A 25412-nucleotide genomic window follows, 5' to 3' on the forward strand; every position below is an offset into this window, starting at 1 on the left:
GAGAGCTGGCAACTGGTGCCCGGCGGCTCGGTGCACCATGTGGACGTCTTGCCTGCCTACCGCGAGCGCATTGTGGGCGACATCCAACTGGCCAGGCCCATGAAGATCGTGGTCGACTGCGGAAACGGCATTGCAGGGGCATCGGCGCCAGATATCTTCCGCGCACTGGGCTGCGAGGTGATCGAGTTGTTCTCCGAGGTGGATGGCAACTTCCCGAACCACCACCCCGACCCGAGCAAGCCCGAAAACCTGAAAGACCTGATCGAGGCCCTGAAGACCAGCGACGCCGAGCTGGGCCTGGCGTTTGACGGCGACGGCGACCGCTTGGGCATCGTCACCAAAGAAGGCACCAACATCTTCCCCGACCGCCAGATGATGCTGTTCGCGCAAGACGTGCTCTCGCGGGCACCCGGTGGCGAGATCATCTTCGACGTCAAATGCACGCAGCGCCTGGCCCCCGCCATTGCGGCTGCGGGCGGCGTGCCGGTGATGTTCAAGACCGGGCATTCGCTGATCAAGGCGCGCATGAAGGAAACCAACTCGCCCCTGGGCGGCGAGATGAGCGGCCACATCTTCTTCAAAGAGCGCTGGTACGGTTTTGACGACGGCACCTACGCCGGTTGCCGCTTGCTGGAGATTTTGAGCAAGAGCGCCGACCCCAGCGCGGTGCTCAACGCCTTGCCCACCAGCCACTCCACCCCCGAACTGAATGTGGCCTGCGCCGAGGGCGAACCGCACCGTCTGACGGCCGAGCTGCAGGCCCTGGCGGCCGAAACCTTTGCGGCCCCCGCACAGATCAACACCATCGACGGCCTGCGGGTCGATTGGCCCGATGGGTTTGGCCTGATCCGCGCCAGCAACACCACCCCGGTGCTGGTGCTGCGTTTTGAAGGGCACACCACCGAGGCCCTGGCGCGCATTGAGGCGGCCATGTTGGCGCTGCTGCACCGCGTGAAGCCCGATGCCCATGTGGGCGCGGCCAGCCACTGAACCGCATCGGACACACATCTGAACTGAAGGGGCCAGGGCGCCCCTGGCTCCACAGGCTGCTGGGGGCCGCCGCCCGATCCCTTTCTTTGATTTTTTGGCCCTGCGTGAACCCTTCTTTCTCTCGCCCTCTGTTGATTGCTGCGGCCCAAACCACGGTGGTGGCCCACGATGTGACACGCAATGTGCAAACGCACTTGGCCTTTGTGCGGGCGGCGGCCCAAGAGGGTGTGCAACTGCTGGTGTTTCCAGAGCTGTCGCTCACGGGCTATGAGCTGCCGCAGTTGGCCGCCCACGTGGTGGACGCCGAGCACGCGCTATTGGCCCCCCTGCGCCAGGCCGCGCGCGACCATGGCATGACGCTCGTCGTTGGAGCCCCGGCGCCACCGGTCCGTGGTGAAGGGCTGCCTGCGATTGGCGCCTGGGTATTGAACGCAGACGGCTCGGTGGCGCTGTACCGCAAACGGCATTTGCATGGCAGCGAGGTGCAATTTGCCAGTGCCGGCGCGGACGACTCGCTGGTGCTGTCCTTGGCCGACACACCCACCGGGCTCGCCATTTGCGCAGACGCCACACACCCGGAACACGCGAATGCGGCGGCCACCGCAGGCGCTGTGCTGTACGCCAGCGGCGCCCTGATCTCTGAACAAGGGTACGGCCCGGAGTCCGCCCAGCTGCAGGGCTACGCGCGTGACCACGCCATGGCCGTGCTGCTGGCCAACCATGGCGGGCCGTCCGGCGGTTATGTCAGTGCGGGCCGCAGTGCCTTCTGGGCACCCGGGGGGGCGTTGGTGGTGGCCGCCCCTGGCGCTGGCGATTGCCTGGTGCTGGCGCAGCGGGATCGCAATGGCTCCTGGTCTGGCCGCGTGGTCCCCGTACTGCCGGTGGATGCAGCGGCATGAACGCCGCGCGCGCCCTGTATTCGCTGGTCACTTGGTGCGGCCAGCCCCTGCTGCGCCGTAAGCTGCGCCGCCGCGCGGTGGCCGAGCCAGGTTATGGCCATGCGATGGGCGAACGTTTTGGCCGCTACCCCGCGCCCATCGACAGCCTGATGCCCCACAGCAGCACCGACCCTTTGGGGCGGTTTGTCTGGGTGCATGCGGTGTCGCTGGGCGAGACCCGTGCCGCTGCCATCTTGCTGGCAGAACTGCGCGAGCAGTTGCCCGGCATGCGCCTGCTGCTCACCCACGGCACCGCCACGGGCAGGGCAGAAGGCGAAAAACTGCTGCAGGCGGGCGATCTACAGGTGTGGCAGCCGTGGGACACGCCCGGCGCCGTGTCGCGGTTTTTGCGCAAGTTCCGGCCTGCCATCGGCATCCTCATGGAAACCGAGGTGTGGCCCAACCTGGTGGCGGGTTGCCAGCAGCGTGGCATTCCGCTGGTGCTGGCCAACGCGCGGTTCAACGAAAACTCTTTGCGCAAAGCCCAACGTGTTGCCGCGCTGGCCCGCCCTGCGTATGGCGGGTTGACCGCCGTGTGGGCGCAGACGGAAGAGGACGCCACCCGCCTGCGCGCCATCGGCGCCCCGGTGCGCGGCGTGTTTGGCAACCTCAAATTTGACGTGGTGCCCGATGCCGCCCAACAGGCACGGGGGCAGGCGTGGCGCAGGTTGTCACCCAAGCCCGTGGTGATGCTGGCCAGCAGCCGCGAAGGCGAGGAATCGCTGTGGTTGGAGAATTTCAAGCGAAATAAGGCTCTAGCGCTTATGGATAAAGCGCCTATAGCTATCAATAGTGAAGCATCCAGCGTGCAGTGGCTGATCGTTCCGCGCCACCCCCAGCGGTTTGACGAGGTGCACCAACTGTTGCAACACGCTGGCTTGACCGTCTCGCGCCGCAGCACCTGGGCGGCTGGCCCCGATTCTGCGGACGTATGGCTGGGCGATTCACTGGGTGAGATGGCGCTGTACTACGGTCTGGCCGACGTGGCGCTGCTGGGTGGCAGCTTCGCGCCGCTGGGCGGGCAGAACCTCATCGAGGCCGCAGCCTGTGGCTGCCCCGTGGTGCTGGGCCCGCACACCTTCAACTTTGCCGAGGCGGCTGAGCTGGCGTGTGCGGCGGGTGCGGCGCAGCGGGTGCCAGACATGGGTGCAGGCATGTCCCGTGCTGCGCAACTGGTGCACGATGCGGACAAGCAGCACGCCGCCAGCGAACGCGCAACGCGGTTTGCCAATGCACACCGGGGCGCGGCCAAAGCCACGGTGGCCGCCATTCTGGCCATGGTGCATCCGGCGGTGCCTGCCGCCCGGTAGTTAACGCGCGGCGGTTACGAAGTCCTCGGGAGTAGTGGGCCTGGCCGTTGCAAGCCCCGCCCGACCGATTCAACCGCTCAGGGCCTGAGCAGCAGTGCGTTGATCGCCTCAATGTCCTGCTGGGTCAGCGTGCCCGCCGCCTGCCGCAGCTTCAGCGTGCCGAGCAGCACGTTGTAGCGGGCCTGGGCCAGGTCGCGTTTGGTCTGAAAGAGCTGGCTTTGTGCGTTGAGCACGTCGATGTTGATGCGCACGCCCACCTGATAACCCAGCTTGTTGGCATCGAGTGCGCTCTGGCTGGACGCCTCGGCGGCTTCCAGTGCCTGCACCTGGCCCTGACCAGACTGCACGCCATAAAACGCGGCGCGCGTGGCCTGGGCGACGTTGCGGCGGGTGGTTTCGAGGTCCGCAGTGGCTTTTTCTTCGAGCGCCAGGGTTTCCTTGATGCGGTTTTGTACCGAGAAACCAGCAAACAACGGCAGGTTCAGCGCCACCCCCACGCTGGCGCTGTTGGTGCGGCTGTTCACGCCGGGCGATGTAATCGTGCCGTTGGGGTTGCGCGTGATGTTGTAGCCCGCCTGCAGGTCCACGGTGGGCAGGTGGCCGGTTTCGGCCTTTTTGGTTTCCAGTCGGGCAATTTCGAGGGCAATGGCGGCCTGGCGAACTCCGGGCTGCTGGTCGCGGGCGGTGTCGACCCAGGTGGCGATGTTGTCGGGCAACACGCCGGGCAGTTGCACGGGCAGTGCCAGGGGCTGTGGCTTGCTGCCGGTGATGCCCACCAATTGGTCCAGCGCCAGGCGTTTTACGCGCAGGTCGTTCTCGGCCGCAATCTCCTGGGCAATGACCAGGTCGTAACGTGCTTGGGCTTCGCGCGAGTCGGTCACCGTCGTGGTGCCCACTTCAAAGTTGCGTTTGGCAGAGGCCAGTTGCTCCGACACTGCGGCTTTTTGGGCCTGGACGAAGGTCAGGGTGTCCTGGGCGGCCAGCACGTCAAAGTAAGCCTGGCTCACACGCACCAGCAGGTCTTGGGTGGCGGCGTCCAGCTGCGCCTGCGCCACATCCACACCGCGCTGGCCTTGCTGCAGGTTGATCCGGTTGGCAGGGCGGTACAGCGGTTGCGAGGCGTTGACGCCCAGCGTTTGGGTCGTGCCCGAGTTTTCGATGGCAGGGCGGCTCACGTCCACGTTGGAACGGCTGATGCCGGACGACAGCGCGGCGCTGGGCAGCAGGCCGGCGCGGGCCTGGTCGGCACGGCGTGCGGCCGCATCGAGCTGGGCGCGGGCCGATTGCCAACTGGTGTCGTAGGTGCGGGCCGATTCCACCAGCTCCGTCAGGCTCTGGGCGTGCGCGGGCGCACACAGCGCTGCGACCAGCGCCAGGGTCAGAAGGGACGGGATAAGCGGCCGGTGCGATGTCATGAAAGTCCTTCGGAAGAGTCTGCGATTCGGTATAGGGGCGGTGCGATCGAGGAACGCCATCAGTAACGGGGGACAGCGGGGTCGTTTTCGTGCGACCAGGCGTCAATGCCACCGGTGATGTTGGCCAGTTGCTCAAACCCGTTGTGTTGCAAGAACGCTGCCACGCGCAGGCTGCGTGCGCCGTGGTGGCACAGGCAGGCAATGGGGCGTGCAGGGTTCAACTCGTCCAGGCGGGTGGGCAACTCGCCCATGGGGATGGCGACCAGCTCGAAGCCGTCCGCACGCACGCTGGCGGTTTGCAGCTCCCAAGGCTCACGCACGTCCAGCACCAGGGGCTGGCTGCCTTCGGGGGCAGCGGCAAACCAGACCAACAGCTGGGCGGGGCGGACGTGATCGATCATGCAAAAAACTCCGAAAGAAGGACTCAGAAGGCCAGGGTCAGAACGTGAAACCGGACGGCTCGGGGAAACCCACGAGGCGCGGCGCGATGGTGTCCCAGGGCGAGGTGGTTTCGAAACGGTCGCCGGTGCGGCGGGTCAGGGTGAAGCGCATGACCGGGTCATTGCCCACGATGGCGCCCAAGCGGCCGCCATCTTTGAGCAAAGAGAGCAGGGCGGTGGGCACTTCGGCCACCGAGCCGCTGAGCACGATCACGTCGAACGGGCCATCGGTGATGACGTCGCGTGCGCCGTCGCCCAGGCGCACATCGGCGTTTTGCACACCCGCATCGCGCAGGTTTTCACGCGCCATTTCGGCCAGCTCGGGGTTGATTTCAAGGGACACCACGCGTTCTGCGCGGTAGGCCAGCAGGGCCGCCATGTAGCCCGAACCCGCACCAATTTCGAGCACGCGGTCGGTCGATTTGATTTGCAGGTCTTGCAGAATGCGCGCTTCCACGCGGGGCTGCAGCATGCTCAGGCCCAGGCGGACGGCCTCTTCGGCGTCGTCGCCCAGCAGGGGCACTTCGATGTCCATGAACGCCAGGCTGCGGTAGGCAGGAGGCACAAAGTTCTCGCGGTGCACCACGGCGAGCAGTTCCAGCACGTCGAAGTCGAGCACGTTCCAGGGGCGGATCTGCTGCTCGATCATGTTGTAGCGGGCCTGGGCAATAGGATCGCTGATGTTGGCGGACGTGTTCAGGGGCATGTTCATGGAATTTCTCCGTGGGGCAGATGCAAGGCCGATCGGGACGATCAGGACAAACTTTCGATTTTAGGCGCTGCCGGGGCGCGTCCCATCTTGCGAAGGGCCCACTGGGCCAAGTCGTCCATGTAGCAATACACCACCGGCACCACCACCAGTGTGAGCAGCGAAGAGGTGATGACCCCGCCAATCACGGCCTGGCCCATGGGCGCACGCTGCTCTGACCCTTCGGACAGCGCAAAAGCGAGCGGCACCATGCCAAAAATCATGGCCAGCGTGGTCATCAGGATGGGGCGCAGCCGCACGCGGGCAGCCAGCAGCAGGGCGTCTGCACGGGGCAGGCCTGGCACGGTCTGGCCCTCGTCGTTCACGTGCTCGTCGCGGGCGCGGATGGCAAAGTCCACCAGCAAAATCGCGTTTTTAGTCACCAAGCCCATCAACATCACCACGCCGATGATCGAGAACATGGACAGCGTGGAGCGGAACATCAGCAGCGCCAGCACCACGCCGATCAATGTCAGTGGCAAGGACGTCATCAGCGCCAGCGGCTGCAAAAAGCTCTTGAACTGGCTCGCCAGAATCATGTAAATGAAGATGATCGCCATGACCAGGGCAGAGATGGCATAACCAAACGACTCGGCCATGTTTTTGGTGGAACCACCAAACTGGTAGCGGTAGCCGGGCGGAAAGGTGACGCTATCGAGCGCCTTTTTGATGTCGGTCGACACTTCGCCCGCAGAGCGCTGGGCCACATTGGCGTTCACGGCCACTTCGCGGGTCAGGTCGCGGCGGTTGATCTGGTTGGCACCGGTGGATTCGGTGACGCTGGCGACCTGGTTGAGGCGCACGATGCGCGTGGTTCCGTCGGCGGCGGTCAGGGCAAACGGCAGGCGCTCCAGGTCTTGCGGTGCGGTGCGCGCCTCGGGGGCCAAGCGTACGTTCACGTCGTAGGTCTGGTCGTCCGGCGCACGCCAGTTGCCCACTGTGGTGCCCGCCACCAGTGTGCGCAGCGATGCGGCCATGGGTGCCACAGACAGCCCCAGGTCTGACGCGGCATCGCGTTTGATCTCCAGCGCGATCACGGGCTTGTCGGGCTTGGCGCTGGTGTCCAGGTCCACCAGGCCAGGGATGTCGCGGATCTTTTCGGTGACGATCTTTGTGAGGCGTTCCAGCTCTTGCAGGTCGGGGCCTTGCAGGGAGAACTCCACCTGCTTTTGTCCGCCGACTGCGTCCAGCAGGCCCACATGGGTGATGGTGATGCCGGGCACGGTCTTCAGGCGCTCCCGCAGCACGTCTGACATCTGGTCCACGCTGCGGCTGCGGTCTTTGCGGTCTACCAGCCGCACATAGATGTTGGCGTAGATCTTGCCCTGGGCGCTGCCGGTGTTGATGGTGGACAGCGTGTAGCGCACCTCGGGCATCTCGCGCAGGATGCCTTCGACCTGCTTGGCCTTGGCCTCGGTGGCTTCGAGCGACGAACCCACGGGCGTATAAAAATTGAGGGACGTTTCGGAGAAATCGGCCTTGGGCACAAACTCGGTGCCCAGCAGCGGCACCATGAAGATGCTCAATACAAAAATGGCCAGCGCAATGCCCATGGTGGCCAGCTTGTGCACCAGCGACCATCGCAGGATGCGCTGGTAGCCCTCGGCCAGCGCGTCGGTGCCACGGTCGAACCAGCCTGTGACGCGGCCTATGGTTTTGTCGTAGAAAGTGACGGGCGCCACGTTTTTGCCGTGGCTGTGAATGCTCGGGTCGTGCCAGATGCTCGACAGCATGGGGTCGAGCGTGAAGCTCACGAACATCGAGATCATCACGGCGGCCACGATGGTGATGCCGAACTCGTGGAAGAACTTGCCGATGATGCCGCCCATGAACCCGATGGGCATGAAGACCGCGACGATGGACAAGGTGGTGGCCAACACGGCAAGCCCGATCTCCTGCGTGCCGTCCATGGCCGCGTTGTAGGCAGATTTACCCATCTGCACGTGGCGCACGATGTTTTCGCGCACCACGATCGCATCGTCGATCAACAGGCCCACGCACAGACTCAGCGCCATCAGCGTGATCATGTTGATGGTGAAGCCGAACATGTTCATGAACAAAAACGTGCCGATCAGCGCAATCGGCAATGTCAGCCCGGTGATCACCGTGGAGCGCCAGGAGTTCAGGAACAGAAAGACGATCAACACCGTGAGGATGGCGCCCTCGATCAGCGTCTGGCGCACGTTGTTCACCGCCACGCGGATGGGGCGGGCGCTGTCGCCAATGGTCTCCAGCCGCACGCCGGGCGGGAGTTGGTTCTTCAGTTCCACCACGGCAGCGTTCAGGCCGTCCACCACCTCGATGGTGTTTTCGCCCTGCGACTTCTGGACCGACAGCAACAGGGTGCGCTGGCCGTTGTAAAGCGCGAGGCTCTCGACCTCCTGCGCGCCGTCGTTGACGCGGGCAACCTGGTCCAGACGGACCGGCGCGCCATTCTTGCGGGCGACGATGATCTTGCCGAAGTCCTCGGGCCGCTGCATGCGGGCGTCGATCTGCACCACGCGCTCTTGCGCCAGCGACCGGATGGAGCCCACAGGCAGGTCCTGGTTCTCGTTGCGCACGGCTTGCGCCACCTGGTCGGGTGTCACGCCAAAAGCTTCGAGCGCCTGCGGGTTCAGGTAAATGTTGATCTCGCGCTTGGTGGCGCCCACCAGGTTCACGGCGCCCACGCCGCGCACGTTTTCAAGGCGCTTTTTCAGGATCTGCTCGGCCCAGGTGGTCAGCTCTACCGCACTGCGCGGGGTGACACCGGCTTGCTCTTCGGGCAATACGGCCAGCGACCACACGGCGCGGCTGGCGGGGTCGAAGCGCAGCACGCGCGGCTCCTTGACCTCGGTGCGCAGCAAAGGGCGCACAGTGGCCACCTTCTCACGCACGTCCTCGGCGGCCTTGCGGCCGTCGATGTGCAGCTGGAACTCGATGATGACCACCGCAGTGCCCTCGTAGCTGCGCGAGGTGAGGGCGTTGATACCGGCAATCGAGTTGACGCCTTCTTCAATCTTCTTGGTGACTTCGCTCTCAACGATTTCAGGCGATGCGCCGGGGTAGTCCACGGTGACCACCACCACCGGGAAGTCGATGTTGGGAAATTGATCGACCTTCAGGCGCTGGTACGAGAACAACCCCAGCACGACGATGGCGAGCATCACCATCGTGGCGAACACGGGGTTTTTGAGGCTGACTTGGGTGAACCACATGGCGGGTCAGCGCATCAGGGTGCCGCGCGGGATGCAGCCGGTGCGACAGGAGCGGAAGGCGCAACCGCCGCGCCTCCCAAACCGCCCGACACGGCCGTGCCTTCGCGCAGCTGGCCAATGCGGCCTGCAATCACGGGCGTGCCTGCTGGCACTCCCTCCACCGCGACCAGCGTCTGTCCATTGATGACAGCACGCGTCCCGGTTTTGACCTGCACGTAGGCGATTCGGCCGTCTTTGATCGTCTGCAGGTACGGCGCGGGCTTGTCGGTGCGCACAGCGTCGAGCGGTACGGTCAGTACATCGGCATGCCCCGTGTCGAGCGTGCCCTGCACAAAAAGCCCTTGGCGCAGCGGCGCGTCTGCCTTGGTTTGATCGACCCGCAGGTAGACCGGCACCGTGCGGCTGCCCGCCTGCGCGCTGGGATTGATGCGTACCACCGTGGCAGACACCGGCACCGAGGCGCCTTCGATGGTCAGCAATGCTTTCTGCCCCACGCGCACAGCCACTGAGTCCGCAGGGCTCAGCAGCGCCTCCAGCTCCAGGCGCGACAGGTCCACCACCTCGATGATGCGGGTGTCGATGGCCACGCGCTCTCCGGGTTGTGCGAGTCGCTGCGCCACCAGCCCGCTGATGGGGCTCTTCAACACCGTGTCCTCCAGCGCTTTGCGTGTCACGTCCGCGGCAGCAACCGCGGCCTGGTAGGTGGATTGCGCGGCATCCAGGCTGGCTTGCGATGTCACCAGCGCCGTCGCTGAAATGAACCCCTGGTCCACCAGGGCGCGGTTGTTGGCGAACTGGCGCTGGTTGATGTCGACCTGTGATTTGGCTGCGTCCGCTTGCTGCTGGGCTTGGCGCAGTCGTGCGCGTGCCTCGGTGGGGTCGATGCGAGCGACTTCCTGCCCCGCCTTGATGCTGTCACCCTCGCGCACGGTCAACCCTTGCAACTCGCCGCCCACACGCGCTTTGACCATGGCGGAGTCCACAGCGCGCAATGACCCGGAGACCGGCACACCCAGCGATAGGCTTTGTGGCTGCACCGCCAACACTTCGTCAGCGCCCAACTGCAAGGGGGCGTCTGCGCGCTGCGTTGCAGCCTCGTTTAGCGCCTTTTGCTGGGCCTGGCGCGCCGCCATAGCCCGCCAGCCGCCTGCACCCACCAGCACGACAACAATGGCTGCAGCCATCCAGGGAATCCAGCGTTTCATGGTCAGGCCGAGGGAGGAGGGGAGGAGGGGGGTGCATCGGGCCGTACACACAGGCCGTGCAGGATGTTGTCGATCTGCGTGTCGATGTAGACCTCGGGCGCGAGGTTCTGTGCGTCAGGCACGCAGGCACCCATCGAGTGCTTCCACATCATGAGGAAGATCATCGGCGCAAGCACCAGGTACACCGCGTAGTCCAGATTGATGGCGCGAAACTCACCGCGCGCAATGCCACGCTCCAGAATGCGCCGAACCAGAGATTGCCCGGGCAAGATGACTTCTTGCTGGTAGAACTGGGCGATTTCAGGGAAGTTCTGGGCCTCACTCAGCATCAGCTTGGTAATTCCAGACGCCTTGGTGCTTCCAATGCGTTCCCACCAGACCTGGTAGCAGTAGCGAAGCACATCGCTGGTGGTGCCTACAAAGGTTTCCAGCTCGGCGTTCCACTCCTCAAAACGACCAGCGATGTTCTCGCGCACCACGGCCTTGAAAAGCTCTTCCTTGCTGGGGAAGTACAAAAACAGGGTGCCCTTGGACACCCCAGCCCGCGCCGCCACTTCGTCTACCCGGGTCGCCGCAAACCCTTTTTCCACAAAAAGGTCGAGCGCCGCTTCCAGCAACTCGCCAGGGCGCGCCTCTTTGCGGCGTTCGCGCTTGGTCGCTGGATGGGGCTGGGACGGGGTCGAGGTGGGGGACAACGGCGGCTTCGTTAATGACTGACTGGTTAGTAATGTAGTCAATGCCCGGGAGAGCGTCAATCGCACCCGGCCGCATCGACAGAAAAAAATGCGCTGCTTTACAAAACCCTCTGCGCGCAGAGCCGGTGGGTTGGCACAGTGGTTGCATGGGTTGTGGCACGCCACGCCCTTACGCAAATGTCTACCCTAAGGGCGATTTCGCCTCTAAATGTCTTATTGACAGGACATTAGAACTATTCCTAATATGACAGTCATGCCATCCAACAACCTGCCGCTGCCCAAGTACCACCAGATCTATCTGGTGTTGCGTGAACAACTGCAGGAAGGGCGTTTTGCAGACGGTTTGCCGGGTGAATTTGCGCTGATGCAGCAGTTTTCGGTGGCACGCGTGACGGTGCGCCGTGCGCTGGAGCTGCTGGAAGGCGAGGGCATGATTTCGCGCGAGCCCGGCCGGGGTACCCGCCCTTTGTTGTCCGCACCCACACTAACCACTGGTACGGGGGCCGACGGAGAAAGCAGCCGCGCACACTTGACGGGTTTGCTGGAGAACCTGGTCAGCATGGGTTTGCGCACATCCGTCAAGGTGCTGGACGTGGACACCGTCACCGCGTCCCGCGCCGTGGCCGGGGCCCTGCAGATTGCCGTGGGCGATTCCGTGCAAAAGGCAGTGCGGGTGCGCAGCACCAAAGAAGGCCCGCTTTCCCACATCACTACCTATGTGCCTGCCGACATTGCGCGCCAATTTGGACGCCGCGAGCTGGCGCGAAAACCCATCCTGGTGCTGCTGGAAGAATCCGGCGTCAAGGTCGGCCGGGCCCACCAGACCATCTCGGCCAAGCTGGCCGATGCCGTGGTGGCGCGCCATCTCGACATATCGGTGGGCTCAGCGCTGCTGGCAGTGCGCCGCCTCATTTATGACGATCAGGAGCGCCCTGTGCAGTGGTTGCACGGGCTGTATCGCCCTGACCGCTACGAATACGAAATGCAGCTGTCCCGTGTGGGCAGCATCGACGCCAAGGTCTGGGTCAGCAAAGAGCTGTCCGCCCAGTTCCATTGATTCCCTTTCCCGTCCCTAACTCCAACCAACCCCATCTTTGTCAGGAGAATGCCCATGAGTACTCGCCGCCATTTCATGTCCCAGTCGGCCGCTGCAGCGTCTGCAATGGCCTTTCCATTGGTGGGTGGGGCTCAGGCAAAGACCATCAAGGTCGGTGTGCTGCACCCGGTGACCGGTGCACTGGCGTATTCGGGCCAGCAGTGCCGTGAGGGCGCGATGATGGCCATCGAGGACATCAACAAGGCCGGCGGCATCAAGTCCCTGGGGGGCGCCAAGATCGAGGCGTTGCTGGGCGATGCCCAGTCGCAACCACAGGCCGGCGCGGCCGAAATTGAAAAGATGAACGAGGCAGGCGTATCTGCCGTGGTCGGCGCCTTTGCATCGGCCATCTGCCTGGCCACCACGCAGGCAGCTGCCAAGTACAACCTCCCGCACATCGTGGACGTGGGCGTGGCAGACCAGATCGTGGAGCGGGGCCTCAAAAACACCTTCCGTTTTGGCCCCGGCTACAAAAAATGCGCAGAAACGGCCGTAGCCAACCTGCACGTGCTGAACACCTCGGCCGGCAAGCCCGCCAAGACCGTGATGATCATCCACGAGGAGTCGCTGTTTGGCTCGGGCACAGCCGCGTTGCTGGCGCGCGAACTGCCGGGCTACGGTTATGAGGTCAAGGAGATCGTCAAACACGCCAACCCCACGCGCGACTTCAACAACATCGTGTTGCGCATGAAGGCGATCAACCCGGACATCGTGATCCCGGCCAACTACTACAACGAATACGCGCTGCTGGTGCGCACCATGCAGCAGCAAAAGGTCACGCCCAAGGCGATTTATTCGGTGCTGGGTGGTGCGGCATCCAGCTACAAGTTCGTCAAGGAATTCCCGGACGCTGCCAACGGCATCATCGACTGCAACCACTGGTTCAATCCCAAGGACAAGCGGGCGCAAGACCTCAAGAAGCGCGTGGAGGCCAAGGGCCTGTTCTTCAGCTACGAGCTGTTCATGACCTACACGTCCATGTGGCTGCTGGCCGATGCGCTGGAACGCGCCAAGTCGGTAGACCGCGCCGCCATCATCGACGCGCTGGAGAAGAGCACGTTTGCCGATCACATCATGCCGTACGGTGCCACCAAGTTCGTCAATGGCCAGAACCAGGGCGCCCAGCCGCTGATGACCCAGGTGCTGAACAAGGACATCAAGGTCATCATCCCGCGCGACTACCGCGAAACGGACCCTCTCTTCCCGCTGAAGGCCTGAACCCACTCACTCACCGGCCATGCATGCATGGGCCAGCAAGGCGCCAGAACCCCTGGTGCCAGGCCGCGCCTTTGCCTGAAAACCGGACATCCCACCCATGTTTGAGCTCAGCATCCTCTTCCCCTCCCTTCTGAACGGCCTGACGACGGGCGCGGTCTATGCACTGATCGCGCTCGGCCTCACGCTGATCTACGGCGTGTTGCACATCATCAACTTTGCGCACGGCGCATCGCTGATGCTGGCGCTGTACGCGGTGTACCTGCTCAAACAGCACTTCGGGCTGGATCCGTATCTGGCCTTGCCCATCCTGGTGCCCGGCATGTTTGCGCTGGGCTACGCACTACAACGCCTGGTCATCAACCGAGCCAGCCACGGCAAGGACGAGAACATCCTGCTCGTCACGCTGGGCATTTCCATCGTCATGGAGAACCTGGCGCTGCTGTTCTTCAAGTCAGACACCCGCACCATCGAGACCGCGTACACGCTGACCACCGTTGCCGTGGGCCCCGCCATGATTGCCTTGCCGAAACTGGTGGCCTTTGCAGGGGCGCTGGTGGTGTCGGGTGTGTTGCTGTGGATCGTCGGCAAGACGGACCTGGGCCGCGCGATCCGCGCTGTGGCGCGTGAAAAACACGGCGCCAAGCTCATGGGGATCAACGTGGACCATGTGTACGCCATGAGCTTTGGCATTGGCTTGGCCTGCCTGGGCGCAGCCGCCTGCTTTTTGCTGCCAGCGTACTACGTGAACCCGCAGGTGGGCAGCGGCTTTGTTCTGGTGGCCTTCACCATCGTGGTGCTGGGCGGCATGGGCAGCTTTACGGGGGCGCTGGTGGGCGGCCTGTTGATTGGGGTCGTGGAGTCGCTCGGCGGCTTGTATCTGGGCGAATCGTTGGGACAGATCGGCATTTTTGCCATCTTCATTGCGGTGCTGCTGTTTCGCCCGCAGGGCCTTTTTGGAGCCAAGCCGTGAAGCAACTCTGGACCATTGGATTGTTTGCGGCCGTGGTGGCAGCTGTCACCGGCATTTCGGAATCGGGCGTGCTGCTCAACTTCGTGATGATGGCGCTCTACGCAGCCTTGCTGGCCCAGGCCTGGAACATTCTGGGTGGTTTTGGTGGGCAGTTTTCGTTTGGCCACGCGCTGTTTTTTGGCACGGGCGCCTACATCCAGGCCATTGCGCAGATGCAGGGCGGCATCAACCCCTGGGTGGCCTTGCCCATGGCCGTGGTGGGTAGTGCGCTGGTCGGCCTTTTCGTGGGTGGGCTGTCGTTCCGCTACGGGCTCAAGGGTTCGTACTTTGCGCTGGTGACGCTGGCCTTTGCCGAGGTGTTCCGCATCCTGGCCCTGTCGGTGCCTTTCACCGGAGCGGGCGTGGGCCTGATGCTTCCTCTCAGCGAGTCGGTGGGCAACATGCAGTTCGGCTCGCGCAAGGGCTATGTGTTTTTGATCTTGGCCTTGGTCACGCTGGCGCTGCTGGTGAGCTGGTGGCTCAAGAACTCGCGTTTTGGCGCCTGGCTGCAGGCCGTGCGCGACAACGAAGACGCCGCACGCGCCATCGGCGTGAACCCATTCAACGTCAAGATGGGAGCGATTGCGCTGTCGGGCGGCTTCATGGGCGCGGCGGGTGCGTTTTATGTGCAGGTGTTCCAGTACATCGACCCGGGCATTGCCTATGGCTCGGTCACGTCGGTGGAAGCCTTGGTGGCCGCCATCGTGGGCGGCATCGGCACCATCTGGGGGCCGGTGCTGGGCGCCCTGGTGCTGCATGTGCTGGCGGATGTCACGCGCAACCTGTTCGGCCAGTTGCCCGGCATCAACATGGTGATTTACGGCGTGGTGCTGGTGCTGATCGTGATGTTCCTGCCGCGCGGAATAGCGGGCATCGGGCAATCGGTGGTGGCTGTGTGGAAACGCTCGGGAGGCCGTGATGGCAAGTAACCTGCTGCAGCTTGAGCATCTGAGCAAATCTTTCGGCGGCCTGAAGGCGGTGCAGGACGTCAGCCTGTCGGTGCCAGAGGGTTCGCTCACGGCCCTCATTGGCCCCAACGGCGCGGGCAAGACGACGCTGTTCGCGCTGATGTCGGGCTTTGTGCGGCCTGACACCGGCACTGTTCGGCTTGCGGACGCGGACATCACGGGCCAGGCACCGCACGTCAACGCACGGCTGGGCATGACGCGCACGTTTCAGATCGTGCAGCCCTTTGCCGCGCAAACCGTGCGCGAGAACATCGCGGTGGGCGCCCACCTGAAAGAGCCCAACCGCCGCGCCGCGCTGGGGCTGGCTACTGACGTGGCCGCACGCGTGGGGCTGCTGCCGCAGCTCGACAAACCCGCCGCCGACTTGACGGTGGCAGGCCGCAAGCGCCTGGAGCTGGCCCGCGCCTTGGCCACCCAGCCGCGTCTGCTGTTGCTCGATGAGGTGCTGGCCGGCCTCAACCCCCAGGAGATTGCCGAGATGATTCCCGTGGTGCGCGGCATTGCCGATGGCGGCGTGACGGTGCTGATGATCGAACACGTGATGCAGGCTGTGATGAACCTGGCCGAACACGTGTGGGTGCTGGCCCAGGGGCAACTGATTGCACAGGGCAGCCCCGCACAGGTGACGGCCGACGAACGGGTGATTGAGGCTTACCTGGGCCATGGCACTGCCGCGAGGCTGCGCGCCGCAGCCACCCCGACAACGCAAGGGGCCACGGCATGAACACAACCGACGCTGTGAAGCCAAGAACACCACTCCTCGACATCAAGGGTTTGCGCGGTGGCTATGGCCGCGTGGAGGTGCTGCGCGGGGTCGACCTGCATGTGAATCCCGGTGAAACCGTTGCGCTGCTGGGCAGCAACGGTGCGGGCAAGTCCACGCTCAACAACGTGGTGTGCGGCATTTACCCCGCCTGGGCGGGCAGGATGCTGTTTGACGGTGGCGACCTCAGCGGCGCGCATTACACCCAGGTGGTCAAGGCCGGGCTGATCCAGGTGCCCGAGGGGCGAAAGATTTTCCCCAACCTCAGCGTGCTGGAGAACCTGTCGTTGGGCAGCTTTACCCGTGCCCGTGAGCGCCGGGCTGAAAACATCGACAAGGTGTTTGCGACCTTTCCGCGCCTCAAGGAGCGCACAGCCCAGCTGGCGGGCACCATGAGCGGGGGCGAGCAGCAGATGCTGGCGATTGGACGCGGCCTCATGGCCGAGCCGCGGCTCTTGATTCTGGATGAGCCCTCGCTGGGCCTGTCGCCGCTGCTGGTGGAGGAGATGTTTGGCCTGATCCGCCAGTTGCGCTCCACCGGGCTGGCTGTGTTGCTGGTAGAACAAAACGTAGGCCAGTCGCTGGAGATTGCCGACCGCGCGTACGTGATGGAAAACGGAAGCATCCGCTTCACTGGCGCGCCCGACGAACTGCTGCGCAGCGACGACCTCCGCCGCGCCTACCTGGGGCTCTAGCCATTGCGCCCCCAGCGAATACGAAAGCGCACCAGAAGAAAAACAGGGCACGCCGATGCCTGCACCCGTACAAAAACTTGCAGGAGACCACCCACCATGATCCAACGCCGCCACGTCCTTATTGCACTGAGCCCTGTGCCCGCCGTACTGCACAGCGCCAACGCGCTTGCGCAAACAGCGCCCGTCCGCATCCTGGTGGGCGCCCCAGCCGGTGGGTCCACAGACACACTGGCGCGCACCCTGGCCACCGAAATGGGGCGCTTGCTGGGTCGCACCGTGATCGTGGAGAACCGCCCTGGCGCGGGCGGCAACATCGCCGCCGATGCCGTGGCCAAGGCGGTGCCGGACGGCAACACCCTGCTGATGAGCTTCACCAGCCACGCCATCAACGCCAGCCTGTACAAGACACTGCCGTTTGACCCCATCAAAGACTTCACACCGCTGACCTGCGTGGCCACCTCGCCCTCGGTGCTGGTCGCCCACCCGTCGCTGCCCGCCAAGGACGTGCGCGAGCTGATTGCGCTCGCCAAGGCAAAACCCGGCAAGCTCAACTTTGCGATTGGCGCCGTAGGCTCGTCGCTGCACCTGGCGGGCGATGCCTTCAAGATGCAGTCGGGCGCCTACATCGTCAACATTCCCTACCGCGGCACGGCCCCGGCGCTACAAGATGTGCTGGCAGGGCAGGTGGACCTGATGTTCGCCGCCGTAGGCAACGCCCAGGCGCAGATTCGCGCGGGCAAGCTCAAGGCGCTGGGCGTGACCAGTGCGAAGCGGTTGCCTGCGTTCCCCGACGTGCCTGCGATTGCCGAGGTATTGCCCGGTTATGAATCCAGCGCCTGGTTCGGACTGTTTGGCCCCGGGCAGATGGATCCCGCATTGGCCAAACGCATCAGCGACGCCGCGCGGCAAGCCATTGCCTCGCCCGATGTGAAAAAGCGCCTGGAGCACGAAGGCGCCGTGCCCGTGGGCAACAGCCCCGAGGAATTCGCTCGGTTTGTGCAGTCCGAAATCCCGCGCTGGGCCAAGGTCGTGCAGTTTTCCGGAGCCAAGCCTGAATGACGACCCGCGCGCCCAGCACCTTGGCACAGAAGCTGGTGGCCCGCGCGAGTGGCCGCAGCAGCGTGACGCCCGGCGAAATCGTCAACTGCCGGGTGGACCTGGCCATGTTCCACGACTCATCCGGTCCGCGGCGCTTGAAACCCATGCTCGACGAGCTGGGCGCGCAAATCTGGGACAAATCCCGCGTGGTCCTCGTCATGGACCACTATCTGCCCGAGCGCGACGACGAATCCCGCCGCATCGTGCGCATTGCCCGCGACTGGGCGCGCGAGCAGGCCTTGCCCCATGTCTACGACGGCCAGGGCATCTGCCACGTGGTAGTGCCCCAGCACGGTCACATCCGCCCCGGCATGTTCTGTGTAGGCGGCGACTCGCACTCGCCCACGGGCGGTGCGTTTGGCGCCTACATGTTCGGCATCGGCAGCACCGAGATGCTGGGCGTGGTCGTCACTGGCGAGATCTGGCTGCGCGTGCCCCACACGCTGCAAATGCACTGGAGCGGGCGCCTGGGCACCGGCCTGACGGCCAAGGACATGATGCTGCACATGATCGGCCGCTTTGGCATGAACGGCGGCCAGTACCAGGCGGTGGAGTTTGCAGGCCCTGCCGTGCAGGCGCTCAGCATGCAAGAGCGCATGACCCTCTCGAACATGAGCGCGGAGCTGGGCGCCCAGGCCGGGCTGATTGCGCCTGACGCCACCACGCGCGACTGGCTCCACGCTGCGGGCGTGCCCGACGACGCATTGCAAGGGCTGGATGCTTGGCACACGGACGAGGGCGCACCCCTGACGCGCCATGCGTTTGATGCGACAACGCTCACGCCCCAAGTCGCCGCCCCCCACAGCCCCGCCAACGCCGCACCCGTGGCCCAGCACGCCGGTCAGTCGATTGACGTGGCCTACATCGGTGCGTGTACCGGCGCCAAGCTGGACGACCTGCGCGCCGCTGCCACCGTGCTGCGTGGCCAACGCGTGGCGCCCGGCGTGCGCCTGATGGTGGCCCCCGCCAGCCAGCAGGACCAGGCTGCCGCGCGTGCCGAAGGGGTGCTGCAGGTGCTGCAGGACGCTGGGGCCGAGCTTTTTCCCACCACCTGCGGCGCCTGCGCAGGGTATGGCGACACGGTGGGCGACAACACCACCGTCATCTCCAGCACCGCGCGCAACTTCAAGGGCCGCATGGGCTCGGCCACTGCGCAGGTCTACCTCGCGTCGCCCTACACCGTGGCTGCCTCAGCACTGCGCGGCTTCATCACCGACCCGAGAGAAGTGTTGGCATGACAAACACCCACCGCGTCTGGAAGCTGGGCGCCGACATCGACACCGATGTGCTGGCCCCCGGACACGCCATGAAGCACGGCATCGACGTGCTCGCTCGCCACTGTCTCGAATCCGTGCGCCCCGACTTCGTAAGCGGCGTGCAAAAGGGCGATGTCATCGTGGCTGGGCCCAATTTCGGTATCGGCTCATCGCGCGAGCAGGCTGCCGCCGTGCTGGTACGCCTAGGCATCGTGGCGGTCATCGCACCGTCGTTCAGCGGGCTTTACTTTCGCAACGCGTTCAATCTGGGCTTGCTTCTGCTCACTTGCCCAGAAGCCGATGCGGTGGGTGCGCTGGGTGAAGGCGATGCCATCACGCTCGACTGGCAGACGCCCGCCGTCATCACCCCCCAGGGCCGTGCGCTGGCCTGCGAGCCGATTCCCCCGTTTCTCATGGACATGGTCCGCGCTGGCGGTTTGCTGAACCAGCTGCGCACCCGCTTTGGTAAGGAGGCCCTCAATGGCTGAACACAACACGACCGCACACACCGCACCGTCCCGCATGGACCCTGTCACCCTGGCCGTATTGCGCGGCCGACTGGAGCAGATCGCCGACGAGATGGACGCCACGCTGTACCGCAGCGCGTTCAACCCCATCATTGCAGAGGCGCACGACGCCTGCCACGGCCTGTACGACGCCATCAGTGGCGACACGCTGGTGCAGGGCAAATCGGGCCTGCCCGTGTTTGTGGGCGCCATGGCGTTTGCGGTGCGTGCGGCCATGCGCGTGGCGGCCGAGCGCGGTGGCATCACGGCGGGAGACACCTGGCTGTTCAACGACCCCTACGAAGGTGGAACGCACGCCAACGACTTCAAGCTGGTGCGCCCCTTCTTTCGCCACGGCAAGCTGTACTGCTTTCTGGCATCGGCCGCGCACTGGCACGACGTGGGCGGCAACGTGCCCGGCAACTACAACCCGGCGGCCACCGAATGCTGGCAAGAGGCAGTGCAGATCCCGCCCGTTCGCATCGTGCGCAGCGGCGTGTTTGACGATGACGTGCTCGCCATCCTGAAAGCCAACACCCGCCTGCCCGACAGCCTGTGGGGCGACCTCAACGGCCAGCTGGCCGCCCTGGACCTGGGCGAGCGCCGCCTGCATGACTTGCTGGACCAATACGGCGACGCCGTGGTGCATCAGGCCATGGGTGAGCTGCGCACACGCGCCGTCAAGCTCATGCAGTCACACATCGCAGCGCTGCCCGATGGTCGCTACAGCTTCAGCGACATCCTGGACAACGACGGCGTCAAGGACGAGGCACTGACCATTGCGCTGGACATGACGGTGCAGGGCGAGCGCCTCACGCTCGACTTCTCGCGCACCTCACCGCAGTGCGCGGGGCCGGTCAACATCTCGCGCGCCACCGCGATTGCGGCCTGCTACGTGGCGCTCAAGCACTTGTTCCCCGACGTGCCCGCCAACGCGGGCGTGCTGGACGCGGTGGACTTCGTGCTCCCCGAAGGCCTGGTCATCAGCGCCGCACGGCCGCGCCCCGTGGGGGGCTACACCGAAACCATCTTGCGCATGATCGATGTGATCTTTAGCGCCACGGCGCAGGCCGACCCGAAGCGCGCCATGGCCCAGGCCTACGGCACCATCAACGCGCTGTCCATCGCAGGCCACCGCACCGATGCCGCGCGCAAAGGACAACGCTGGGTCATGTTCAGCTTTTTCGGTGGCGGCCACGGCGGTCACAGCGATGGCGATGGCTTGAGCCATGGAAACGCACCCATCTCCACCGCCACCATCCCGCCGCTCGAAATCCTGGAGGCCGCATACCCCGTGCGCTTCACCCAGTGGGCGCTGCGACCCGACTCCGGCGGTGACGGCCAGCACCGGGGTGGCCTGGGTGCCATCTATGAAATCGAGCTGCTGGAGCAGGACGCCGAGGTGTTCATCTTTGGCGAGCGCGGCAAGGCGGCACCTCAAGGCATTTCGGGCGGTAGCGCTAGTGCAGTAAACGTCTTTAGCTATGAAAATGATAGTGAATGGCATCAGCCACCCATGCGCTCCAAGATGATCGGCATCCGCCTGAAGCAGGGTGAACGCGTGCGGCTGGAAACCCCCGGCGGCGGCGGCTACGGCGCCCCTGCGGCACGGGCTGCCGCAGCGCGTGACAAGGATTTGGCGATGGGCTATGTGACGGCCCCAACCGCACTGAAAGCACTGAAAGGCAAGGAATGAACGGCAAGGTTTCGGATCAGGCTTCGAGCGAGGCGTCGTACGTGGTCGGCGTGGACGTGGGGGGCACGTTCACCGACCTGTTCGTGCTGGACGAACGCGACGGCAGCGCCCGCATCGTCAAGGTACCCAGCACCCGGGGCGAGGAGGCGCGCGGCTTCATGAACGGCGTGGCGCGCGTGGCCGACTCGGCCGCGCAGATCGCCACCATCGTGCACGGCACCACGGTGGGCACCAACGCGCTGCTGGAGCGCAAGGTGGCCCGCACCGGCATCATCACCACACGCGGTTTTCGCGACGTGCTGGAGATGCGCCGCCGCGACCGCCCGCAGACCTGGGGCCTGCGCGGCAGCTTCGAGCCCATCGTGCCGCGCAACCTGCGCCTGGAGGTGGACGAGCGCGTGCTGGCCGATGGCTCGGTGCACACCCCCGTCAACATCGAACAGGTCAAAGCGCAGGCCCAGGCCTTGCTGGACGCAGGCTGCGAGGCGGTCTGCGTGTTCTTCATCAACACCTACGCCAACCCCGCCAACGAGCAGGCCGCCGTGGCCGCCGTGCGCAGCCTGTGGCCCAACCCGCATGTGACGGCGGCCAGCGAGGTGCTGCCCGAGATCCGCGAGTTCGAGCGCTGCTCCACAGCCACCCTCAATGCCGCCCTGCAGCCCGTGGTGGGGAGCTACCTGGAGCGGCTGGAAGGCGACCTGCGCACCCAGGGCTTTGGCGGCGAGCTGCTCATCGTGCAAAGCAACGGCGGCGTGATGTCGCGCCAGACGGCCTGCGACGTGCCGGTGCGCACTGCGCTATCGGGCCCAGCAGCGGGCGTGATCGCCTGCGCGGCCATTGCGCGGGCGGCGGGTTTCCCCGATGCGATTACCGGCGACATGGGCGGGACCTCGTTTGACGTGTCCCTGGTTGCCAACGGCGAGGCCGCCCTGGCCGCGCAGACCGCCATTGAATTTGGCATGGTGGTGCGCTCGCCCATGATCCAGATCGAGACCATCGGCGCGGGCGGCGGCTCCATTGCCTCGGTGGACGCCAGCGGCATGTTGCAGGTAGGCCCCGAGTCGGCGGGCAGCATCCCTGGCCCGGCTTGTTATGGCAGGGGCAACACGCGCCCCACAGTGACGGACGCCAATGTGTTGCTGGGCCGCATTGCCGCCGACCGCCCCCTGGGCGGTGGCCTGCTGGCCGCGATGGACGCGCAAAAGTCGCGCGATGCCATCGACACCCATGTGGCCCAACCCCTGGGCCTGGACGTAATGGCCGCCGCCGAAGCCATCCTCACGGTGGCCAACGCCAAGATGGCGGGCGCCGTGCGTGTGGTGTCCATCGAGCGCGGGCACGACCCGCGCCAGTTCGCCTACATGCCCTTCGGCGGTGGCGGCGCGCTGCATGTGTGCGCCATGATGCGCGAGGTGGGCGTGGGCACGGGCATCGTGCCGCGCTACCCCGGCGTCACGTCGGCCCTGGGCTGCGTGATGGCCGACATGCGCCACGACGCGGTGCAAACGCTGAACAAGCCCCTGGCCGATCTGGACGTGGCCGACCTGCGCCAGCGCGTGGCCACGCTCGCGTCCGCCTGCCAGCAACGGCTGGAGTCGGCGGGCGTGAAGTTCGTTCAGGTGCAGGAGGTCATTGCGCTCGACATGCTCTACGCAGGCCAGACCCACACCGTGCAAGTGCCCGTGGCCGCCGATGCGCTCAGCCTAGACGGCATCCGCGCCGCTTTCGAGGCCGCCTACCGCGCCGCCTTTGGCCGCGTGCTCGACGGCATTGCCGTGCGGGTGATGAACCTGCGCTACGCCCGCGTGGGCGTGCGCCCCAAGTTCGACCTGACGGTGCTGGCACCGCAGACCACCACGGTCAACCCATCGCTGGGCGTGCAGCGCGTGTTCCACGCGGGCCGCTGGTGGGACGCTGCGCGCCACGCGCGCCTGGACCTGCCCGTGGGCACCCGCATCGACGGCCCCGCCATCCTGGAACAGCCCGACACCACCGTGTGGCTGGAGCCGGGCTTCAGCGCCACGGTGGACGCCCTGGGCAACCTCTTGGTACGTGCAGACGGGAAGGCCGCAGCATGAGCATGGCTACTGCGCTCGACCCACGCCACACCGCCTTGGTCATCATCGACCTGCAGGACGACTTTCTGGCCCCGGAAGGCGCCTACGCCCGGGGCGGTGCCGTCAGTCCCGCTGCCCAGGCCTTGCCCCCGCGCGTGGCCGCCGTGGCCAAAACGTTAAAGGCCGCTGGCGGCATGGTCGTTGGCAGCCAGTTCACCCTGTGGCCCGACGCGCAGGGCGAGCCCATGATCTCGCCCCATCTCAAAGCCTTGCGCCCGTTTCTGCGGCGCGGCGACTTCGCCCCGGGCAGCGCGGGCCAGGCGATGGTCTCCGACATTGCGCCCTGGGTCGATGTGGCGGTGTGCAAGGTCGCGTATTCGGCCTTCTTCAACACCCAGCTCGACTGGGTGCTGCGCCGCGCGGGCATCACCACCGTGGCCGTGTGCGGCATCGTCACCAACGGGGGGGTGGCCAGCACCGTGCGAGACGCCCACATGCGCGACTACCGCACGCTGGTGCTGTCCGACGGCTGCGCGGCCTTCAAGCAGGAAGTGCACGACACCTCGCTGGCCGACATGGCCAACGTGGCGCAAGTGCTCACCTGTGCTGACTTTTCTGCTGCCGTGTCGGCATCCGCGGCATGACGATCCCACGCATCTGCCACGCAGAGCACATGCCAGGCACCGTGGCGCAAGACGCGCATGTGCCCGTGGTCATCGTGGGCGGCGGCGCCTGCGGGCTGACGGCCGCGCTGATGCTGCACGACGCCGGCGTGGACTGCGCCGTGCTGGAGCGCGACGCCACGCCCACGGGCTCGTCGGCGCTGTCGTCCGGTTTTATCCCCGCGCCCGGCACGCAGGTGCAACGCGCGGCAGGCATCGACGACAGCCCTGCACAATTCGCCGCCGACATCAGCGCCAAGGCCAAGGGCAGGGCGGCGCCGCACCTGGTCGATGCCTACGCCCATGCCATCGGCCCCGCGCTGGATGCGCTGCAAACGCGCCATGGGCTGCAGTGGCAGGTGCTCGACGGCTTTCTGTACCCCGGCCACAGCGTGCGCCGCATGCACGCCACGCCCGAGAAAACCGGCGCAGGCCTGATGGGCCGATTGGCCAACGCGGTGGCGGCGGCCGATGTGCCGTTGGTGACGGACGCCACCGTGCGCGAGCTGTGGGTTAACGCCCAGCAGCGCGTGATCGGCGTGGGCTACGAGCGGCCCGATGGCACGCTGGAACACCTGTCGTGCGACGCACTTATCCTGGCCTGCAATGGCTTTGGCGGCAACGCCACCATGGTGCGCGAGCTACTGCCCGAGATGCGCGACGCGCTGTTTGCGGGCCACACCGGCAACGACGGCAGCGCCATCGGGTGGGGACGAGAGTTAGGTGCGCGGCTGGCCGACCTGGGCGGCTACCAGGGCCACGGCTCCTGGGCCATCCCCCAAGGCGCGCTGATCTCCTGGGCGCTGATGATGGAAGGCGGTATCCAGGTCAACGCGCGGGGCGAGCGCTTTCATGACGAAACCCAGGGCTACTCCGAAGCCTCGGTACATGTGCTGGCCCAACCCGGCGGCGTGGCGTGGAACGTGTTTGACGCGCCCATCCTGGCGCTGGCACGCAGCTTCCCGGACTTTGCCGACGCCGAAGCCGCGGGGGCCGTGAAGCGCTGCGAAAGCGTGTCGGCACTGGCCGCCACCGTCGGTTGCGAAAAATCAAAATTGATAGCTACTCTCTCAAGCGTGACAAGCGCTAGCGGTCAAAAAGACCATAAATTTGCCCATGAGCGTGTGTTTCAACGCGCCTTGCAGGCGCCGTTCTACGCCGTCAAGGTCACCGGCGCGCTGTTCCACACCCAGGGCGGGCTCGACATCGACGCCCAATGCCGTGTGCTGGGCGCCGACGGTCAGCCGTTTCCCAATCTGCTGGCCGCAGGCGGCGCGGCGCGCGGCGTGTCGGGCGATGTGGTGTGGGGGTATCTGTCGGGCAATGGGTTGCTCAGCGCGGTGGCCGGTGGGTACATTGCCGCGCACACGGCGGCTCTTCCACTGAACGGCGCCTGATGCACCTGCACCTTCGCTTTTCCGTTTCCAAGCAACCGTTCAGGCGAGCCGGA

Annotated in this window: 22 protein-coding genes; 16 read left to right on the forward strand and 6 right to left on the reverse strand. The window is 65.4% G+C overall.

Going from position 1 to position 25412, the window contains the following annotated elements:
• From ACK41V_RS00335 to ACK41V_RS00345, 3 genes are all read left to right on the forward strand, one after another.
• A partial coding sequence (locus ACK41V_RS00335) for a phosphomannomutase/phosphoglucomutase (protein WP_409776170.1) occupies positions 1-990 on the forward strand: 990 nt, incomplete at its 5' end.
• 104 nt (positions 991-1094) lie between these two features.
• Positions 1095-1889, forward strand: coding sequence for a carbon-nitrogen hydrolase family protein (locus tag ACK41V_RS00340; protein ID WP_409776173.1), 795 nt, complete (start codon positions 1095-1097; stop codon positions 1887-1889).
• Complete coding sequence (locus tag ACK41V_RS00345; RefSeq protein WP_409776176.1) at positions 1886-3238, forward strand: 3-deoxy-D-manno-octulosonic acid transferase; 1353 nt, start codon at positions 1886-1888, stop codon at positions 3236-3238. Before ACK41V_RS00340 ends, ACK41V_RS00345 begins: the two co-directional genes overlap by 4 nt.
• 77 nt (positions 3239-3315) lie before the next feature.
• Here the strand turns inward: ACK41V_RS00345 and ACK41V_RS00350 are convergent, their stop codons facing one another.
• Genes ACK41V_RS00350 through ACK41V_RS00375 form a run of 6 tightly spaced genes read right to left on the reverse strand, consistent with a single transcriptional unit; the run spans position 3316 to position 10938 of the window.
• Complete coding sequence (locus tag ACK41V_RS00350; protein WP_409776178.1) at positions 3316-4653, reverse strand: TolC family outer membrane protein; 1338 nt, start codon at positions 4651-4653, stop codon at positions 3316-3318.
• A gap of 59 nt (positions 4654-4712) precedes the next feature.
• Entirely contained in the window at positions 4713-5054 is a 342-nt protein-coding gene (locus ACK41V_RS00355; RefSeq protein ID WP_409776181.1) for a rhodanese-like domain-containing protein, read from the reverse strand.
• A gap of 37 nt (positions 5055-5091) precedes the next feature.
• Positions 5092-5805 (reverse strand): protein-L-isoaspartate O-methyltransferase family protein, encoded by a 714-nt coding sequence (locus ACK41V_RS00360; RefSeq protein WP_409776184.1) that lies wholly within the window; start codon positions 5803-5805, stop codon positions 5092-5094.
• A 41-nt stretch (positions 5806-5846) separates the two neighbouring features.
• Entirely contained in the window at positions 5847-9038 is a 3192-nt protein-coding gene (locus ACK41V_RS00365; RefSeq protein WP_409776187.1) for an efflux RND transporter permease subunit, read from the reverse strand.
• A 14-nt stretch (positions 9039-9052) separates the two neighbouring features.
• Positions 9053-10243: an efflux RND transporter periplasmic adaptor subunit gene (locus ACK41V_RS00370; protein WP_409776190.1), complete on the reverse strand. Its 1191-nt coding sequence runs from the start codon at positions 10241-10243 to the stop codon at positions 9053-9055.
• A 2-nt stretch (positions 10244-10245) separates the two neighbouring features.
• The gene (locus tag ACK41V_RS00375) at positions 10246-10938 is read right to left on the reverse strand and encodes a TetR family transcriptional regulator (protein ID WP_409776193.1); all 693 of its coding nucleotides are present in this window, start codon (positions 10936-10938) and stop codon (positions 10246-10248) included.
• Positions 10939-11182: 244 nt separating this feature from the next.
• On the opposite strand from ACK41V_RS00375, the gene ACK41V_RS00380 reads away from it, so the two are divergent.
• The 13 genes from ACK41V_RS00380 (at position 11183) to ACK41V_RS00440 (ending at position 25359) form a co-directional block, all read left to right on the forward strand.
• On the forward strand, positions 11183-11995 hold the full coding sequence (locus ACK41V_RS00380) for a GntR family transcriptional regulator (RefSeq protein ID WP_409776196.1): 813 nt from the start codon (positions 11183-11185) through the stop codon (positions 11993-11995).
• Between the two features lie 54 nt (positions 11996-12049).
• Positions 12050-13252: an ABC transporter substrate-binding protein gene (locus ACK41V_RS00385; RefSeq protein WP_409776199.1), complete on the forward strand. Its 1203-nt coding sequence runs from the start codon at positions 12050-12052 to the stop codon at positions 13250-13252.
• A 97-nt stretch (positions 13253-13349) separates the two neighbouring features.
• Complete coding sequence (locus ACK41V_RS00390) at positions 13350-14222, forward strand: branched-chain amino acid ABC transporter permease (protein WP_409776201.1); 873 nt, start codon at positions 13350-13352, stop codon at positions 14220-14222.
• Positions 14219-15190, forward strand: coding sequence for a branched-chain amino acid ABC transporter permease (locus tag ACK41V_RS00395; protein ID WP_409776204.1), 972 nt, complete (start codon positions 14219-14221; stop codon positions 15188-15190). Before ACK41V_RS00390 ends, ACK41V_RS00395 begins: the two co-directional genes overlap by 4 nt.
• Positions 15180-15953 (forward strand): ABC transporter ATP-binding protein, encoded by a 774-nt coding sequence (locus ACK41V_RS00400; protein ID WP_409776207.1) that lies wholly within the window; start codon positions 15180-15182, stop codon positions 15951-15953. The genes ACK41V_RS00395 and ACK41V_RS00400 overlap by 11 nt, the downstream gene beginning before the upstream one ends.
• A complete protein-coding gene (locus ACK41V_RS00405; protein ID WP_409776210.1) occupies positions 15950-16687 on the forward strand; it encodes an ABC transporter ATP-binding protein in 738 nt (245 codons plus the stop codon). The genes ACK41V_RS00400 and ACK41V_RS00405 overlap by 4 nt, the downstream gene beginning before the upstream one ends.
• Positions 16688-16783: 96 nt before the next feature.
• Positions 16784-17746, forward strand: coding sequence for a tripartite tricarboxylate transporter substrate binding protein (locus ACK41V_RS00410; protein WP_409776213.1), 963 nt, complete (start codon positions 16784-16786; stop codon positions 17744-17746).
• Positions 17743-19023 (forward strand): 3-isopropylmalate dehydratase large subunit, encoded by a 1281-nt coding sequence (locus tag ACK41V_RS00415; RefSeq protein ID WP_409776216.1) that lies wholly within the window; start codon positions 17743-17745, stop codon positions 19021-19023. Before ACK41V_RS00410 ends, ACK41V_RS00415 begins: the two co-directional genes overlap by 4 nt.
• Complete coding sequence (locus ACK41V_RS00420; RefSeq protein WP_409776219.1) at positions 19020-19529, forward strand: 3-isopropylmalate dehydratase; 510 nt, start codon at positions 19020-19022, stop codon at positions 19527-19529. Before ACK41V_RS00415 ends, ACK41V_RS00420 begins: the two co-directional genes overlap by 4 nt.
• Positions 19522-21243: a hydantoinase B/oxoprolinase family protein gene (locus tag ACK41V_RS00425; protein WP_409776222.1), complete on the forward strand. Its 1722-nt coding sequence runs from the start codon at positions 19522-19524 to the stop codon at positions 21241-21243. The genes ACK41V_RS00420 and ACK41V_RS00425 overlap by 8 nt, the downstream gene beginning before the upstream one ends.
• Entirely contained in the window at positions 21240-23321 is a 2082-nt protein-coding gene (locus ACK41V_RS00430) for a hydantoinase/oxoprolinase family protein (RefSeq protein WP_409776223.1), read from the forward strand. Before ACK41V_RS00425 ends, ACK41V_RS00430 begins: the two co-directional genes overlap by 4 nt.
• Complete coding sequence (locus ACK41V_RS00435) at positions 23318-23944, forward strand: cysteine hydrolase family protein (protein ID WP_409776226.1); 627 nt, start codon at positions 23318-23320, stop codon at positions 23942-23944. Before ACK41V_RS00430 ends, ACK41V_RS00435 begins: the two co-directional genes overlap by 4 nt.
• Positions 23941-25359, forward strand: coding sequence for an FAD-dependent oxidoreductase (locus tag ACK41V_RS00440; protein WP_409776229.1), 1419 nt, complete (start codon positions 23941-23943; stop codon positions 25357-25359). The genes ACK41V_RS00435 and ACK41V_RS00440 overlap by 4 nt, the downstream gene beginning before the upstream one ends.
• Positions 25360-25412: the final 53 nt, after the last annotated feature.

It is taken from the genome of Acidovorax sp., assembly GCF_046291265.1.
Classification (GTDB): domain Bacteria; phylum Pseudomonadota; class Gammaproteobacteria; order Burkholderiales; family Burkholderiaceae_C; genus Acidovorax.